The organism is Halobacillus rhizosphaerae (genome assembly GCF_046719735.1).
GTDB lineage: Bacteria > Bacillota > Bacilli > Bacillales > Halobacillaceae > Halobacillus_B > Halobacillus_B rhizosphaerae.
Map to the genome: position 1 here is coordinate 75,725 of NZ_JAUTWQ010000004.1, position 16,598 is coordinate 92,322.

General features: G+C 42.3%; 16 protein-coding genes. 9 read left to right on the top strand and 7 right to left on the bottom strand.

What is annotated here, in order from left to right:
- Positions 1-192 precede the first annotated feature (192 nt).
- From addB to Q7A53_RS07035, 3 genes are read left to right on the top strand one after another with little or no spacing between them, the layout of a single operon-like run.
- Positions 193-3,693, top strand: coding sequence for a helicase-exonuclease AddAB subunit AddB (gene addB, locus Q7A53_RS07025; protein WP_411788430.1), 3,501 nt, complete (start codon positions 193-195; stop codon positions 3,691-3,693).
- Positions 3,693-7,403, top strand: a complete 3,711-nt coding sequence (gene addA / locus Q7A53_RS07030; protein ID WP_411788431.1) for a helicase-exonuclease AddAB subunit AddA — start codon at positions 3,693-3,695, stop codon at positions 7,401-7,403. Before addB ends, addA begins: the two co-directional genes overlap by 1 nt.
- Positions 7,387-7,677, top strand: a complete 291-nt coding sequence (locus Q7A53_RS07035; RefSeq protein ID WP_411788432.1) for an HNH endonuclease — start codon at positions 7,387-7,389, stop codon at positions 7,675-7,677. Before addA ends, Q7A53_RS07035 begins: the two co-directional genes overlap by 17 nt.
- Positions 7,678-7,767: 90 nt before the next feature.
- On the opposite strand, the gene Q7A53_RS07040 is transcribed toward Q7A53_RS07035, so the two are convergent.
- The 6 genes from Q7A53_RS07040 to Q7A53_RS07065 are packed head-to-tail and all read right to left on the bottom strand — an operon-like array spanning position 7,768 to position 9,654.
- Positions 7,768-7,986 carry a spore germination protein gene (locus Q7A53_RS07040; protein WP_411788433.1) on the bottom strand — a complete coding sequence of 73 codons (219 nt, stop codon included), beginning with the start codon at positions 7,984-7,986 and terminating at the stop codon, positions 7,768-7,770.
- A gap of 50 nt (positions 7,987-8,036) precedes the next feature.
- Positions 8,037-8,408 (bottom strand): spore germination protein GerPE, encoded by a 372-nt coding sequence (locus Q7A53_RS07045; RefSeq protein WP_411788434.1) that lies wholly within the window; start codon positions 8,406-8,408, stop codon positions 8,037-8,039.
- A complete protein-coding gene (locus Q7A53_RS07050; RefSeq protein WP_411788435.1) occupies positions 8,401-8,607 on the bottom strand; it encodes a spore gernimation protein GerPD in 207 nt (68 codons plus the stop codon). Before Q7A53_RS07050 ends, Q7A53_RS07045 begins: the two co-directional genes overlap by 8 nt.
- A gap of 2 nt (positions 8,608-8,609) precedes the next feature.
- Positions 8,610-9,143 (bottom strand): spore germination protein GerPC, encoded by a 534-nt coding sequence (gene gerPC, locus Q7A53_RS07055; protein WP_411788436.1) that lies wholly within the window; start codon positions 9,141-9,143, stop codon positions 8,610-8,612.
- 51 nt (positions 9,144-9,194) lie between these two features.
- Positions 9,195-9,422: a spore germination protein GerPB gene (locus Q7A53_RS07060; RefSeq protein ID WP_411788437.1), complete on the bottom strand. Its 228-nt coding sequence runs from the start codon at positions 9,420-9,422 to the stop codon at positions 9,195-9,197.
- A gap of 13 nt (positions 9,423-9,435) precedes the next feature.
- The gene (locus Q7A53_RS07065) at positions 9,436-9,654 is read right to left on the bottom strand and encodes a spore germination protein (RefSeq protein ID WP_411788438.1); all 219 of its coding nucleotides are present in this window, start codon (positions 9,652-9,654) and stop codon (positions 9,436-9,438) included.
- Between the two features lie 86 nt (positions 9,655-9,740).
- Between Q7A53_RS07065 and Q7A53_RS07070 the strand changes: the two genes are divergently transcribed.
- From Q7A53_RS07070 to Q7A53_RS07080, 3 genes are read left to right on the top strand one after another with little or no spacing between them, the layout of a single operon-like run.
- On the top strand, positions 9,741-10,934 hold the full coding sequence (locus tag Q7A53_RS07070) for a DUF418 domain-containing protein (protein ID WP_411788439.1): 1,194 nt from the start codon (positions 9,741-9,743) through the stop codon (positions 10,932-10,934).
- A gap of 12 nt (positions 10,935-10,946) precedes the next feature.
- Complete coding sequence (locus tag Q7A53_RS07075; RefSeq protein ID WP_411788440.1) at positions 10,947-12,146, top strand: DUF2157 domain-containing protein; 1,200 nt, start codon at positions 10,947-10,949, stop codon at positions 12,144-12,146.
- Complete coding sequence (locus Q7A53_RS07080) at positions 12,143-12,655, top strand: GDYXXLXY domain-containing protein (protein ID WP_411788441.1); 513 nt, start codon at positions 12,143-12,145, stop codon at positions 12,653-12,655. Before Q7A53_RS07075 ends, Q7A53_RS07080 begins: the two co-directional genes overlap by 4 nt.
- A 121-nt stretch (positions 12,656-12,776) precedes the next feature.
- Here Q7A53_RS07080 and Q7A53_RS07085 read toward each other — a convergent pair whose 3' ends face one another.
- A complete protein-coding gene (locus Q7A53_RS07085; RefSeq protein WP_411788442.1) occupies positions 12,777-13,970 on the bottom strand; it encodes an ornithine--oxo-acid transaminase in 1,194 nt (397 codons plus the stop codon).
- Between the two features lie 152 nt (positions 13,971-14,122).
- Between Q7A53_RS07085 and Q7A53_RS07090 the strand changes: the two genes are divergently transcribed.
- The 3 genes from Q7A53_RS07090 (at position 14,123) to Q7A53_RS07100 (ending at position 16,067) form a co-directional block, all read left to right on the top strand.
- A complete protein-coding gene (locus Q7A53_RS07090) occupies positions 14,123-14,482 on the top strand; it encodes a YisL family protein (RefSeq protein WP_411788443.1) in 360 nt (119 codons plus the stop codon).
- 232 nt (positions 14,483-14,714) lie between these two features.
- Positions 14,715-15,143 carry a MarR family winged helix-turn-helix transcriptional regulator gene (locus Q7A53_RS07095; RefSeq protein WP_411788444.1) on the top strand — a complete coding sequence of 143 codons (429 nt, stop codon included), beginning with the start codon at positions 14,715-14,717 and terminating at the stop codon, positions 15,141-15,143.
- Positions 15,144-15,203: 60 nt separating this feature from the next.
- A complete protein-coding gene (locus tag Q7A53_RS07100; RefSeq protein WP_411788445.1) occupies positions 15,204-16,067 on the top strand; it encodes a pirin family protein in 864 nt (287 codons plus the stop codon).
- The last annotated feature ends 531 nt before the right edge of the window (positions 16,068-16,598 follow it).

Genomic DNA, 16,598 nt, shown 5'->3' on the forward strand with positions numbered 1-16,598 from the left:
CTCATCCAGCTGCAGCGCCCAGACACTCGCGTCACAAGCAGAAACATCAACGGAATGAAAGATCGCATTCCTTTTGATGTTTCTGCTTGTGCGTGTCGTGTCTACCCGGGTGCTTCCGCTTTTGTTATAACATGAAATAAAATGGTAAACTATGAAGTAAAAGATAGTTCGTTTAAGGGAGGATATGCAAGCATGGGGATTCGGTTTTTACTGGGGCGTTCAGGGGCAGGAAAAAGCACTCGCTGTCTTAGTGAGATAGAAAACAAGTTAAAAGAAGATCCAAAAGGCGCTTCCATCATTTATATGGTGCCTGAGCAGATGACATTTCAACAAGAATATGCGTTGTTAAAGAGGGAAGGCATTGAAGGTACCATCCGCGCTCAGGTCTTCAGTTTTTCCCGGCTGGCATGGCGAGTGCTGCAGGAAACAGGGGGTGGAACTAAGAAGTTTATTAGTTCCACAGGCGTCCAGATGATGCTTCGTAAAATCGTCGAAGAGAGAACCTCTGATTGGCAAGTTTTTCAAAAGGCGATTGAAAAGCAGGGATTTATTGAACAGCTGGAGGGCATGATCAATGAATTTAAGCGGTATCGGGTTACTCCTGAACGGCTTCATGAGCAAATGGAAGCTATGGATCGCTTTGTACATACAACAAGCCACGAACATGGGCTGCGCGATAAGCTTGATGATCTTTCCTATATTTACGACCGGCTCGTAGACTCACTCAGGGAGCAGTATATAGATAGTGAAGATCAGTTGCAGCTATTAGCTGAAAAAATTCCTGCTGCTGACTTTTTAGACGGAGCTGATGTCTATATAGACGGATTTCACAGCTTTACTCCACAGGAATTCGGAATCATAGAAGCGTTGCTGAAGAAGGTAAAGACGGTTCACGTAACTTTAACAACCGGTCTTCCGGAAGCGGACGAAAATCCAGAACTCGATTTGTTTCATGAGACAAAGGAAACATTTTTTAATTTAAAACAGCTTGCAGCGGATACAGAAGAAGAGATAGAAGCAGTTGAAGTATTAGATCATCGAACAGGGAAGTTTGAACAGCGTCCTGCTTTTCTTCATCTGGAAGAATACTTTGATACCCGGCCGGCCCCTCCTTATGAAACGGAAACTCCGATTCAAATTGCGGAAGCTGTTCATCCACGAGCTGAAGTGGAAGGTGTAGCCCAGGAGATCTTGCGGCTGGTAAGGGAAGAAGGTTACCGCTATAAAGATATGGCATTGTTAATGAGAGAACCTGAAGTTTATCACAGCCTGGTTGAAACCTTGTTTGATGATTATGATATTCCTGTGTTTATAGACGAAAAACGAACCATGCTGAATCATCCGGTCATTGAGCTTATTCGTTCCGGCTTGGATGTTATTGAAGGGGACTACCGTTATGATGCGGTTTTCCGTCTGCTGAAAACCGGCTTTATGCCGAGCACAAATCAGCGTTACCCGCTTAATGATGATGCAATTGATGAACTGGAGAACTACGTGCTGGAATATGGTATTCGTTCTAAAAAGCGCTGGTTTCAGGAAGAACCGTGGGTTTATCAGCGCTTTAAAGGATTCGATCAATCGGCCCAAACCGACGAGGAAAAAGAAAAACAAGCAAGAATTGAGGCGTATCGCAGGCAAGTAAAACAAGCTCTTCAGCCATTTGATGAAGAGCTTAGATCCTCTAAAACAGTAGAAGAAAAAGCACAGGCCATTTATCTCTGGCTGGAAGGTCTGAATGTTCCCGAGCAGCTGGAAAGCGGAAGAAGTTATTATGATGAACATGGCGAAATTGAGCGTGCTAGAGAGCAGGAACAAGTCTGGGATGCTGTACTTCAGTTATTAGATGAAATGGTCGAAATGGCCGGAACGGAAAAGATGTCCCTGCAAATCTTCCGAAATACACTGGACAGCGGGCTTGAAGCGTTAACTTTTGCCCACGTTCCTCCATCTATGGATCATGTCATCGTAGGAAGTGTGGATCGTTCACGTGTCACAGGGATAAAGGTGTCCTTTTTACTTGGCGTAACCGAGGGAATGTGGCCGATGAAGCCTCCAAGCGATGGAATGATTTCAGAGCAGGAACGGTCGCTGCTGGCAGAGAATGGTTTGCAATTAGCTGCGGGAAGCAACCGACAGTTACTTGATGATCGTTTTTATGTTTACCTCGCCCTCACGATGCCGAAGGATCGGTTGTGGGTAAGCTATCCGCTGAGCAATGAGGAAGGCAAATCGAAAGTTCCTGCCACTGTTATTCAACGGATGGAAGATTTATTCCCGCAATGCCGGGATCACGAACTTTGGCAGGATCCGGATGATTTAACAGAAGCAATCAGATTTATCACCACACCTGTAAAAACGAGAGCAGCTCTCACTGCCCAAATGGCTCGATACTTAAAAGGGTATCCGATGCAGCCTGTATGGCGTGAAGTACTGAACTGGTACATTGAACACGAAGCAGAAGCGGGTCTAACCAGGCGTGTATTAAAAAGCTTATTTTATCGAAATCAGCCTGTTGATTTATCTAAGAAGACGACCGATCAGCTATTTGCTAAACAAATGAAAACAAGTGTCTCTCGTTTAGAAACCTATCATCGCTGTTCTTATCAATATTTTGCCCGGCACAGCTTGAATTTGGAAGAGCGAAGAACATACAAACTGGATGCTCCTGACATCGGGCAGCTATTTCACGAAGCTTTAAAGCAAATCACCGAATGGGTTCAGTCAGAGGGGCGAAATTTCGCCGAGTTAAATCGAGGGGAAACTGAAAAATATGCAGAGAAGGCGACGAGCCATCTTGCTCCGATTCTGCAGCATCAGATTCTCCACAGCTCCAATCGGTACCAATATATCCAGCGGAAGCTCCAGGGAGTCATCGCTAGAGCCGCCTTTGTATTAAGTGAACAAGCTAGGAAAAGTCAGTTTTCTCCTGTAGGACTTGAGCTTGGATTTGGAACTGGCAAAGATGCCAAGCTTCCTTCTCTTTCTCTCGATTTGCCCAATGGATACGAGTTAATGTTACGGGGGCGAATTGATCGTGTGGACCAAGCGATATCTAATGAAGAATTATACTTAAGGATTATTGATTATAAATCAAGTGCCAAAGGATTAAGTCTGATGGATGTATATTATGGATTGTCCTTGCAGATGCTTGCTTATTTGGATGTTGTATTATCAAATGCAGAGCAGTGGCTAGGTTCTAAAGCTGCTCCTGCAGGTGTGCTCTATTTCCATGTCCATAACCCGATGATTTCAGGAAAACAAATGCTGCAAGACCCTCAAATAGAAGAGGAAATCTTTAAGAAATTCAAAATGCAGGGATTACTGCTGGAAAATGAAAATATCATTCAAATGATGGATACAGGACTTGATAAAGGACACAGTCAAATTATTCCCGCAGGCATAAAAGCAAAGGGAGGATTTTACAAAAGCTCTAAAACAGCGGATGCAGAACGATTTGATGCGCTGAAAAATTATATTCGAGATGTAATGATTAAGGCAGGGACTCATATCACAGAAGGTGAAGTGAAGTTAAACCCGTATCAGCACCAGCAGCAGGCTGCTTGTGGATTTTGCCCGTATCGCTCTGTTTGTCAATTTGATCCTAGTTTAGAAGATAATCAGTTCCGCAAGCTGCAAGACTTAAAAGAAGAAGAAGTTCTGGAACGTATCATGATGAAAGAGGGTGAGGAGTAATGGTCAGCTGGACGAAAGAACAAGAACGAGCCATTTATTCCCATGGTTCAGATATTTTAGTAGCTGCGGCTGCCGGATCGGGAAAAACAGCCGTTCTTGTGGAACGAATTATTCAAAAGCTGCTTCACACCCAAGCACCGGCGGATATTGATTCTCTCCTTGTGGTTACCTTTACGAATGCGGCTGCCCAGGAAATGAGAAATCGTGTCGGACAGGCATTAAGTCAGGCGTTAGAAGAAAATCCGGATTCCAGACACCTGAAGAAGCAGCTTTCCTTGCTCCAGAATGCTTCGATCTCCACGCTACACTCCTTTTGCATGGATGTCGTGAGAAAGTATGCGTACTTGCTTGATTTAGATCCAGGCTTCCGTATCGCTGATAATGTTGAGGCGGATTTAATTCAGCAGGAGGTCTTAGAAGAATTGTTTGAAGACTGGTATGGCAAAGAAGGGGAAGATCGCGAGCGTTTTTTTAGTGTGGTTGACCGGTTTTCAAGTGACAGAAGTGATTTAGACGTGGAGAAACTCGTTCTTGAACTTTATACATTTGCCAGTCAGAACCCGTGGCCGGAAGCTTGGCTGGATCAAATGGTTGAAATGTATAATGTAGAGCGGGTCGAGAATGATGAAGAGCTTGCCTGGCTTGACCTCTTGAAACAAGATGTGAAAAGCCAGCTCAAAGCTATGGAAGCAGAAGCCAATCAATTTCTCGATCTGACACGAACTCCTGATGGACCCTATACGTATGGGGAAAATGCTGAGGAAGACTTGGAAATGATCCAACAAGCCTTCGGTGCGCTTAGTATTTCATGGAATGAACTCCAGTCCTTTATGCAGGACAGTGCTTTCAAAAGCTTATCTAGAAAGAAGATGGACTGTGATGAAGCTAAAAAAGACCAAGCTAAAAAGTTAAGAGACAGCTACAAAAAACGTTGGACTGAGATGAAAGAATCCTGGTTTTCACGTTCACTGGAAAGTTATTTAAAGGACATGAAACAGCTCCATCCTGTGATGGAACAATTAGCTGTAGTAGTGAAGGATTTCAAAAGCCGCTATCAGCAGCTTAAAAAAGAAAAAGCATTAGTGGACTTCTCTGATCTGGAGCATTACTGTTTGCAAATTCTGCTGGATGAATCATCGAATCCGGAGAATCCAGTGCCTTCCAGCGTTGCCCGGGGTTTTCATGAGCAGTTTTCAGAAGTACTGATTGATGAATATCAAGATACGAACCTTGTACAGGAAACACTTCTTACTCTTTTGACTAAGGGGGAGGGGGCCGGGCATTTATTTATGGTAGGCGACGTAAAACAGAGTATTTACCGCTTTCGCCATGCCGAGCCTTCTCTGTTTTTAAATAAATATAAGCAGTATGCTCATCAGGAATCGGCAGGAGAAAGAATTGACTTAGCCAGGAATTTCCGAAGCCGTAAGCAAGTACTAGACGCAGCCAATTATATATTCAGACAGGTGCTTGATGAAGAAGTCGGAGAAATGGAGTACGAACCAGAAGCTGAATTGATTTACAGTAACAAAATATATGATGAATTAACTTCTGAAGATACGGAAGCAGAGCTACTGTTGATCGACCGTGATTCCACCGAATTGGATGATCAGGAAGAGGAAGATTACCGTGATTTGGAGAAAGCTCAGCTGGAAGCAAGAGCTTATGGGGAAATGATTCGCAAATGGATTGGACACAGTGATGAGCCTCCACTTCAGGTAGTCGATAAAGAAACGAGCAGAAAAAGAAACCTCCAATATCGTGATGTGGTCATCTTAATGCGTTCGATGACATGGGCGCCGGCGATTGTAGATGAACTTAAACAGCAGGGAATTCCTGTATACGCAGAGCTGTCGACTGGATATTTTGATGCGATTGAGATTAAAGTGATGTTGAGCTTTTTAAAGACGATTGATAACCCGATGCAGGATATCCCCCTTGCTTCTGTCCTACGTTCTCCGATCGTCGGATTGAATGAAGAAGAATTAGCTCAAATTCGATTAATCAACAAACGAACTAGTTTTTATGAATCAATGAAAGCATACTCTGGTGATTCTCAGCTAAAAGAAAAGATTTCTACTTTCTTACAACTCTTAACCAGCTTTAGGGAGAAAGCGAGACAAGGGGCGCTTTCTGAACTGATCTGGGATATTTTTCGAGAAACTGGATATTATGACTTTGCAGGCGGTATGCCGGGAGGGAGACAGCGGCAGGCGAATTTACGTGCTCTTTACGATCGTGCCCGTTCTTACGAATCTACTTCGTTTCGCGGATTGTTCCGCTTCCTGCGATTTATTGAAAGAATGGAAGAGCGCGGCGATGATTTAGGTGCAGCTCGGGCTTTAGGAGAACAAGAAGATGTAGTAAGAATTATGACCATTCATAAAAGTAAAGGGCTTGAATTTCCTGTAGTAATCCTGGGAGCGATGGATAAACAATTTAATATGATGGATTTGCGGAACCGTTATTTACTTCATAAAGACTACGGGTTTGGCACAAGGTACATTGATCCAGATAAACGGTTAATGTTTCCCACACTTGCTTATCATGCTTTAAAGCAAGTGAAAAAGAGGGAGTTACTGGCCGAAGAAATGCGAGTCTTATATGTAGCCTTAACTCGTGCGAAGGAGAAGCTGGTCATGGTTGGGAATGTTCCTTCTTTTGAAAAGAAACAAGCCAAGTGGCAGACATTTGCGGATTGGCCGGGATGGGTGCTCCCTCCTCACGACCGTTTAGATGCGAAATCCTACTTAGATTGGGTGGGGCCGGCATTGATAAGGCACCAGCATACTACTAACCTTCGGGGAGAAGTAGAGGTACGTACGGCAGAGGCCATAAGTACAGATGCCTCCGAATGGAAAGTGAGAGTGGCTCACGGGAAAGAATATGCGGTTCTGGATGAAGTAGAAAAACTAAGAGATGAGCAATTAAAAAAAGCAATCAATGATTGGCGGCCAATCGAAACAGAATCAGCAAACCCGCATATTGTAGGACGACTAGACTATCAATACCCTTATAAGGAAGCGGCTTTATCGAGAGCTAAACAGACCGTAACAGAAATCAAAAGGCAGCGGGAGGCAACAGATGAATATTCCAGTGATCAGCTGTTAGTTCCTTCTCGGGCGCCGATCGTTAAGCGGCCGCGGTTTATGCAGGAAAGTCAGCAATTAACGGCAGCTGAACGAGGGAGTGCTATGCATGCTGTGATGCAGCATATTCCATTTACTCATGCGCATACCGTTGAAGAAATAGCTGAATATGTCGAACACCTAGTGCTCACAGAAGTACTTCGAAGAGAAGAAGCCGATGTGATTGATTTCCAAGCAATCGCCGCCTTTTTTCATACTTCTATTGGAAAGCTGGCGCTTGAGGCAAGCAGCATGGTTAGAGAAGTTCCGTTCAGTTTAGCTCTGCCTGCTAGTGAAGTCTATAAGAACTGGGGAGGAGAAGAAGAGCAAGTATTTATTCAAGGGGTCATTGATCTTGTTCTTCCTTACGGGGAGGGCTGGTTAATCCTGGATTATAAAACCGACTTCTTACCCGAAGGTTCTACGCTGGAAACCGACTTAAAAGAGCGATACAGAACCCAAATCCAATTATATAAAACGGCCCTCGAAAAAATTTGGAATGAACCTGTAGAACGTACTTGTTTATACTTTTTCGACGGACCGATGATCGTGGAGGTAGAGGAAGATGGAGGAGAAATGTGACCTTTGCCATCGAAAGTCTGGGAAAACCACGGTGCACCATTTGATTCCCCGTCAGTATGGGGGAACAGAGGGTCCCACGGCAGTACTTTGCAGCGCTTGTCACCGCCAGGTTCATGCGTTGTTTACCAACGCCGAACTAGCTGGGTTTTATCACACTTTAGAACGACTGGCAGACCATCCATCGATGATTAAATACCTTAAATGGATTAAGAAACAAGACCCAGCCAAGAAAATCACCACAAGAAAATCAAATCGCCGTAAAAGTAGTAAATAAAAATAGGCAGGATGACGGATATTAACAGACAGAAAGCCCGAACCAGGCAGAGGTTCGGGCTTTTTTATATTCTTTTAAACCTGCCTTGAATTACGCATTTCCCGCTATGTTTTGATCATTCACATCAGGATCAAACGGGTTAGTGGAACTCAATCCATTATTTGTACAAATAAAATCTCCAGTATTTAATGCCCCGGATCCAGCATTGGTTTTGGAGGAGCTCTTTGGAGCTAGGTAGAAGCCATCTCCGAAGTTAACGACCCCGCCACCTACGTTTGTGATTTTAATCGGGCCTACTATGGACGGCATTGTAACGCCTCCTTTTAGTCATCTTGTATTAAAGTATGCGAGCACATAAGCTACTGTTCGTCTTCTTGCAAGATCCGGAAATGTTTTACCCGTGCTTTAGAATCAATATGTTCAATTCCGCCTATTTGCATAAGGGAAGTAGTAGAAACACCAATTACAAAGAGTTCATCTACCTGGATGGGGGCGTTGTTATACTGAAAGGTTTCTACATTGACCGAGCGCAGCGGCGGTGTGGGTAAGCGGGAAAATAATGAATAATTTTTGAAATCTGCCTCATCTTTAATTAAAGAGGGGCCTTCTTTTTGAACGGCCAAGACTTTTGCAGAAGGAGCAAATCGGTATAAGTCTCCGATTAAAAATCCAGAGGCAATGATCGTAGATAACACATCGATAAATTCCACATAGACCATGCGGTTATTCATTTTGATCGGCTGCCTCGAAAGACGTCTCCTCCTCAAGAGGAAGGTGCTGACCAACAATTAACGCTTCTGGAGGTGTATCGAAGAAGGATTGTAATCGAATGGTTTTATTATCTCCAATGAGAAATACAGAAGAGGTAGTTACACCAGTGACGTTAATCCTTCCTATATGAAGCCCGTAATTATAAACGATGTGATTCACGTTTACTCATCTCCTTCATATGAATCAAGATACTGTGCTAGTGAATGCCTGACCTCTTCTTGGATACGATGAAGCAGAGCAGTGTCATCAAGATCTGTTTGCTGACTCTGATAATATTCTACTCGCTGAGGAAGCTGGTTACGAACATCAGATATTATCTGGGCTTTATGAGCTTCACTTATAGAAATGTCGTGATCTTGAACATAACGTTCCATCCATTGAGGAACGTCACTCGTCATGTATTGCTGAAGGGTGTGCTCAATAGGTTCCTGCGGAGGGTTGCCCTTGGAATATAGTTCTCCAAGATCTGAGTAATCCGTACCATTAGGAGTTAGTCCAATTTGCAGTGTCCCTTCAAGGGTTTCAATTTTTAATTGATCAAAATGGTATTCAATCTTTTCAATAACAGTTTGTGGTTTTTCATTAGATTGAAGCTGATCGACTTTATGGGTGAGTTGATCTATTAACTCCTGCTGTTTTTGCATATATTGCATCACTTGCTGGACCCACATTTGCCATGATTGGTAGTTATTCAAGTACGTTCACCCCCCCATCATTAGCCTATGCAAATGATGGGAAGAATTTGACTACGAAACAGTAAGTGGTACAAGAGGAGCTCCACCTTCTTCAGGGATCGTAACAGTGCCGGAGGTCGGCTCAGCTTCTTCGCCGGGCCCCTTATATTGACCTGTATTATATAAGTCTGCTTTCGCTTGAATGACGCCCGAGCTTCCAATTTGGACGATCGATGAGTTGGATACAGATCCTATTCTCAGGACATGGATGCAAATGGATTGGTGTACGGTGATATTCAATCCCCTCAACCTCCTATGAATTAATAAAGGACTGATCAATGGCTTCCTGATCGTTTACATAAGTCGTGGACTTATCTAAATTTATGCGAATGCCATTCCCAGTATTAAAAGAACCTCCTCCTGCAAATGTTTTAACCATAGCTGAAGGGGCCATATTGTAAACGTCACCAATGTTGAAAATGCTGGAGGAAGAAATCGAAATCACTTTAACGGCCCCTACTTTAGCTGGCATAAACATACTCCTTTCTTAATCTTATGAAATTACATTGTCTAAATATCGTAATAAAAGTAAAATAAGAGCAAAGGGGGAGAATGGAAATGAATAACCAGGCATCACCTCTAAGCGAAACAGAAAGGCTCAAATGGATAGATGCCGCTAGAGGTCTAGCGATTTTAGGAATATTTATGGTGAATGTTCCTGCCTTTAATGCCCCTTACTTTATGTACGGTGGGGAAGACATGTTTTGGCCATCTTCACTTAGCCGCGCCGTACACATCTTTATCGATATTTTTTTTCAGGCAAGTTTTTATACGCTTTTTTCCTTTATGTTCGGTTTTGGCATGCAGATGATCAAGGACCGTTTAGAAGAAAAGCAGCTCCCATACAGAAGCATTTTGTTTCGACGGCTCCTGGTTTTAATTGGTTTTGGTTTAGTTCATGCATTTTTAATTTGGCACGGGGATATATTGTTATCCTACGGGGTGCTGGGTATGGTCCTATTTGCCTTTTTTAACGCAAGTAATAAAGCGTTAGCTGGTTGGGCATTTGGAATGCTGCTTGTTTATGTGGTTCCAATATCAATGATGTATTACTCTCTTAGGGACCGGTTAGGCTATGTGAACTCTCAGGCCATTACAGCAGCCAAGTTAAACTATGGAGAAGGTAGCTTACTGGATATTTGGAGACAAAACCTGAATGACTGGACCTATTCCAACAGCCCTGATGTCATACCTTATCTTGCTTTAAGTTTAATTCCGATGTTCTTATTAGGCATGCTGACAGCTAGAAAAAAATGGCTGCATGAGCCGGCAAAATATAGAGGTGCGATCAACAAATGGTGGATCGTTACCGGGGCCATATTTCTTTTATTTAAGGCGGGCCCTTATCTGTTCGGCAACCCTTCCTGGTTCAGCATACTTCAAGATGGCGTTGGGGGTTCCGCATCAGCTGTATTTTACGTGTTATCTATTACCTTATTATTTCAAACCCGGAAAGGTTCCCAATCTTTGAATGGACTCACATGGGTGGGGCGCATGTCGCTCTCCAATTATATCCTGCAATCCTTGTTTAGTTTCTTGTTATTTTATTCGGTAGGCTTGGGCTGGTATGGGGAGGTATCCCCGTTTCTCAGTTTTCTCATTGTGCTATGCTTTTATGGACTGCAAGTGTACGTCAGTAAGCTCTGGCTCGCCAAGTACAAGTATGGACCGCTGGAATGGGTGTGGAGGTCATTGACCTATATGCGGAAGCAGCCGATGAAGCGAAAACAGCCAGCAAGCTTTTCAAGATAAGGGGGGCAATTCATGCAAAGGGATCAGATAGAGAAAGAGAGTAGACGCTGGGTAGAAGCAACTATAATATCGGAGGAGCAGCGCGAGAAAATCCTTGCTCATTATGAAAAGAAACCTGTACATTCATTGTTGTTTATATTCGCAGCTATTTTTATAGGTCTTGGCTTTCTTACTTTTATTGCGTCAAATTGGTCAGCTATTCCCGACCTTGTTCGCATGGCGATATTAATCATTACGATGGTTTTATCTTATCTTGCTGGAGGACATATTTACCTGCATCGTTCGAAGCGCTTAGGAATTAGCTTAATGGTGATTGGACTGTTTATCTTTGGGTCAGGAATATTTCTGACCGGACAAATGTATAACTTTCTGTCCTTTAGTGCCTTCCCATTCTTTATTTGGGCGGTTGCTGCCTTTCTCTTATATGTGCTCATTCAAGATCGAATTTTGTTTGTTACTGCCGCAGGGATCATGACAGTTGGCCAGCTTTACAGCGGGCTAGTCTTTCAGCAGTTCGATCTATGGATTGGAATCCTATTCCTCCTCGGCCTTGGCTATTTCGTATATGTTAAGAAAGAGGAATGGCTTTCTGTGGTGTTTGCGGTTAGTTTTATCTTTCAAGCTATTGTTCTTGTCTTTGGAGAAGGCTTTCCTTATTATTGGCTGATCGTTTATTTTCTATTATTATACTTGGCTGATGATTTAGTGCTTAGTGAAACCAGACTCAGGTCGTTTAAACTACTAAGTTTATCTGCCATGTTTGTGCTGAATACGATTCAAGTATTCATTTTAACGAATGAATACATTTTTGAGCGAATCGAATATTCTTTTTACTTTTTTATTGTCTGGGCCGCACTATTTGTTTATGCTGTGATACGTTCTGCGATGAGTTCGGCGAATTTGTACTGGATTGATCTGATTCTGTTTGTTCCGGTATTTAGATTTGAATTTGGAGATACCATGTCGCTGGTAGTATTGTTTCTTTATTCTCTTGGGTGGCTTTGGGCAGGTTACAGAAATGAAGTCCGCCGCTGGGTAAATAAAGGGACTTTTACCTTTTTGGTAACTACTTTAATGGCCTATTTTCAACTGGCATGGGATTTCATGAGTCGGTCGCTATTCTTTTTTATTGGCGGAGTGATCTTGTTTCTCTTAAGTTTTCTCCTGGAACGTAAGCGGAGAAATATGCAAAAGGGAGGGACTTCGACATGAAAAGAGGCTATTTCATGACACTAGTCGGCTTGCAAGTAATCTTTCTACTGTTAATGACTGTTTCCTTCTATGCGATGGATTCCTTTGGTGAGAAGATTAAATTGAAATCAGAGCCTGTGGACCCAAGAGATCCCTTTTATGGTGATTATGTGACCTTATCGTATGAAGTGGAACAAATATCTGATGAGAAATGGACTGGGGAGAAGAATGTACATCCAGGTGAGAAAATAAACGTTCTCCTTGAACCCAATGAAAATGGTGTTTATGAAGTTAAGCAGGCATCTCCTGATTCCATAACAGCATCTTCGAAGGATCAAGTAGTGCTGGAGGCAAAATATGAGGGGCATGATAACTTTCTTAAAACTCACCATGTATCACTTGGTTTGAGCCGATATTATATTCAAGAAAATGATGGGGCACAGTTTGGAAATGCCTCGGATGAGAAGCTTGTAGAAATTGTAGTATCTCCTTGGGGGCAGAAGAAAATTATTTCAGTTAAATCATCTTAAGAAAGAGGCAGAGTAAAAGAATGGGATCTGCTTCAGGGTGAGTTATAAAAAGACAACACATAAATTAAGAACGCTTGGATGTAAAAATCCAAGCGTTCTTTTTAAGACCTTCATGGAAATTTTAACTAAGAACCTCTGTAATCTGTTTAATCGCCCAGTCCAAGTCATCTTTTTCAATTACAAGAGGGGGAGCAAAGCGAATGACATTTTTATGAGTTTCTTTGCAAAGAAGCCCTTTCTCTTTTAGTTTTTCACAATAAGGGCGAGCCTCTTCCGTCATTTCAACTCCAATGAATAACCCTTTCCCACGTACTTCTTTAATCTTAGGATTATCAATGGATTGTAATTCTTTCATCATGTGCTGGCCGAGTTCAAGCGAACGTTTCGCGAGCTTTTCTTCTTCGATCACATCCAGGGAAGCGACTGACACGGCACAAGCAAGCGGGTTTCCTCCGAATGTAGAACCGTGAGACCCAGGGTTAAAGACTCCGAGGACATCTTTATTCGCTACTACGCAGGAAATCGGAAATACACCGCCTCCAAGGGCTTTACCAAGTATTAATACATCCGGGCTGACGTCTTCCCAGTCGCAGGCAAACATCTTACCGCTTCGTCCTAGACCTGCTTGGATTTCGTCTGCAACAAAAAGGACGTTTTCCTTATTACATACATCATACGCCTCTTTTAGAAATCCTTCTGGAGGCATAACAATTCCAGCTTCCCCTTGGATCGGTTCGAGCAGGAATCCTGCTGTATTTTCAGTTATAGCTTCTTTGAGAGCGTCTATATCGCCATAAGGAATGAGTTTAATTCCTGGAAGCATCGGTCCGAACCCGCGTTTGTATTCCTCTTCTGAAGAAAGAGATACAGCAGTCATAGTTCTGCCATGGAAATTCCCTTCGCAAGCGATAATTTCAGCTTTTCCTTCTTCTACACCTTTTACATCATAGGCCCAGCGTCTTGTTGCTTTGACAGCTGTTTCCACGGCTTCGGCTCCTGTATTCATAGGAAGAGCCATTTCTTTATTCGTGATTTTACAGATTTTCTCATACCATGGACCAAGCTGATCATTATGAAAGGCTCTGGAGGTTAAAGTTACTCGTTCTGCCTGCTCATTAAGCGCTTGAATAATTCTTGGATGTCGATGACCCTGGTTAACGGCTGAGTATGCGCTTAACATATCCATGTACCGATTTCCTTCAGGATCTTCCACCCATACTCCTTCTGCCCTAGATATAACGATAGGCAGTGGATGATAATTTTTAGCACCATATTCTTGCGTTTGATCAATAATATCCTGACTTAATGCTGTCATGTTATCCCTCCAATGTCATTTCCAAATCTTTAATCATTATAACAGGTTTTCCAAGAATTTTCTTACAATTCAGTTTAGGTGTTTTAATAGGAATAAGCAGGGAACTCATGATATTATTACGGTAGGTTAAAAGTAAAAAGGAGGAACATGACTTGGCACATTTACATATCACATCATGGGTCATCGCATTTATTTTATTAGCAATTGTGGTATCTCTGTCTCGCAAAGGCAATGCTAAAGGGGCAAAAATCACCCATATGATATTGCGAGTGGATTATTTATTAATCCTTTATTCTGGAGGGAATCTATTTGCTTCCTATTCCACTTACGGTCCACTAGTTATTATTAAAGTTCTCGCTGGTCTATGGGCCATTGCCTCGATCGAAATGATCGCTATCAAAACCACGAAGAAACAACCAGCTGGGATTTGGTGGATTCAATTTGTTATCGCAGTTGTGCTGGCGCTTATCTTAGGGTTCGGCTACTTGCCAATGGGAATTCTTCCTGCATAAACCCAGATATTCTTGATGAAAGACCTGTTAAAATCGCAGGGAAAAACGCCGATCTCATAATACGGGATGGGTGTTTTTTTTATATTCAAAAAGAAATCAAAGGGCCATAGCTGCATTCCAGGTCAAAGATATCCGGTGAGAAATCTTTGACTTTTTACTTTACCATTTTTATAATTTAGCTATACGAATTAGTAGGTGTAGCAACTAATATACTGCCAGAGGACGGTTGCCTATGAAGTTAAGTTTTCAAGACTATATCAGTATTAAATTGCACCAGACCGATTTAAAGTTGACTGGCTATATTAAATCTAAGTTGGAACCTTTCAACATTGCTCCAGAACAAAATTTGATTATGATGCTGCTGTGGGAAAAGAATGGCCTGACGCAAAATCAGCTGGCATATTATTTAAATAAAGATAAGACGAACATTGCTAGGATGGCATCCAATTTAGAGAAGAAAGGATTGATCTACCGTAATAATCGACTGGAGGATAAACGATCCTTAGAACTTCATCTAACGGAGTACGGCAGCCAATTAAAGGAACAAGTCCTTCCGGTTGCAGAATCGTTCAATAATCGAGTAACCGATGGAATGAGTGAAGATGAACTGAATGAATTAGATCGACTCCTTACGAAAATGCAAAAGAACTTAGAAAAGTAAGGAGTTACTTATTCCACGATAGTCGCTATAGCAACTAAATATTTAGAGAGGATGATTACGATGGCAGACGAGAATCGTTTTCAACGTAATGTAAAGGATTATTGGTATGTAAGTTATAACGAAATGGTGTTTCCGGCGATTCAGAAGGGCTGGGTTCTGCCTGCCGACCGCTGGAAAGAGTTCGACCCATTTATTTTAATGGCGGAGGATTGGTTTAAGAAGGGAACCTTTACGGATCACCCTCACCGTGGCTTCCAGACAATAACGTATGTGGTCGATGGACGATTAGAGCACATAGATAATGCAGGTGGCCGTGATATCCTCGAACCTGGAGATGTTCAGTACATGAATGCTGGGTGGGCAGCCAGACATGCGGAAGATGGCGTAGAAGATGATGTGGCTCATACGCTTCAGCTGTGGCTGAATCTTCCGAAAGACATGAAAAATTCTGAAACCCTCTACCAAAATGTTTACAGGGAAGATGCCCCGGTTGTCCCTTTTGAAGGAGGTTCTGTAAAAGTATTCTCCGGCAATATAGCTGGAGTAAGAGGACCCTTAGATTCAATGGTTCCGATCACGCTGAGCGAATTAAACTTGGCAGAAGGGGCTGAGTATACACTCGAATTACCGGAAAATCATAATGCCTTTTTATACGTTCTGGCAGGGAGTATTGAAGCAGGAGAGAATCAAGTCAGTTTGAGTAAGCATGGCACAGCAACCTTGACGTATAATGAAGATGGTGAGGGTGGCAGTAACCTGAAGATCAAGTCTCGTAAACGCCAGACTAAGGTACTGGTCTACTCCGGAAAGCCAATTAAAGAAGAGATTGTTCAACATGGCCCCTTTGTAATGAATTCAATGGAAGAAATTAAGCAGGCTTTTGATGATTTTCGTAATGGAAAATTCGGCCCTCCAGCTGAATAAGAGCGGTCTTCTAGAGACGATCAACATCTATGAAGTAGCTGAGTTTATGAAAACGACAAGGCGATCCTCTCTTATTCAACAGAAAAAGGTGTACGGAGACCTTTGGAAGCTTTAATAATGCTAAGCATGAAGCAAGAATTTAATTTCTTGCTTCATGCCTTTTTTGCTGTAAAGAAGATCTCCTGCGATTGATGATATTAGCTCTGTTTAAGTTCATTTCTTGATTTCCGAAAAAATTTGAACGAATGTTCCGCGGCGAATGTATTAATTATTTTGGATAACGTCTCTAAGAGTAAATTGTATTTTTTTAAGAGGATATTGACCTAATATTAGATGGATTACTTAGTTATAGGGACTTCCTAGTATTAATGGAATCTAAGAAAGGTTACGCATCTTTTTTGTAATTTTATGAAGGTTTCCGGAGTTGTGATCCGGAAGTTATTCTACATAAGGCAATTTTGAGGATTAACGAGAAAGCTTAAATTCAAAATACCATGGGGGTGTAAGAATGAAAGTCAAGCGAATTGTTGC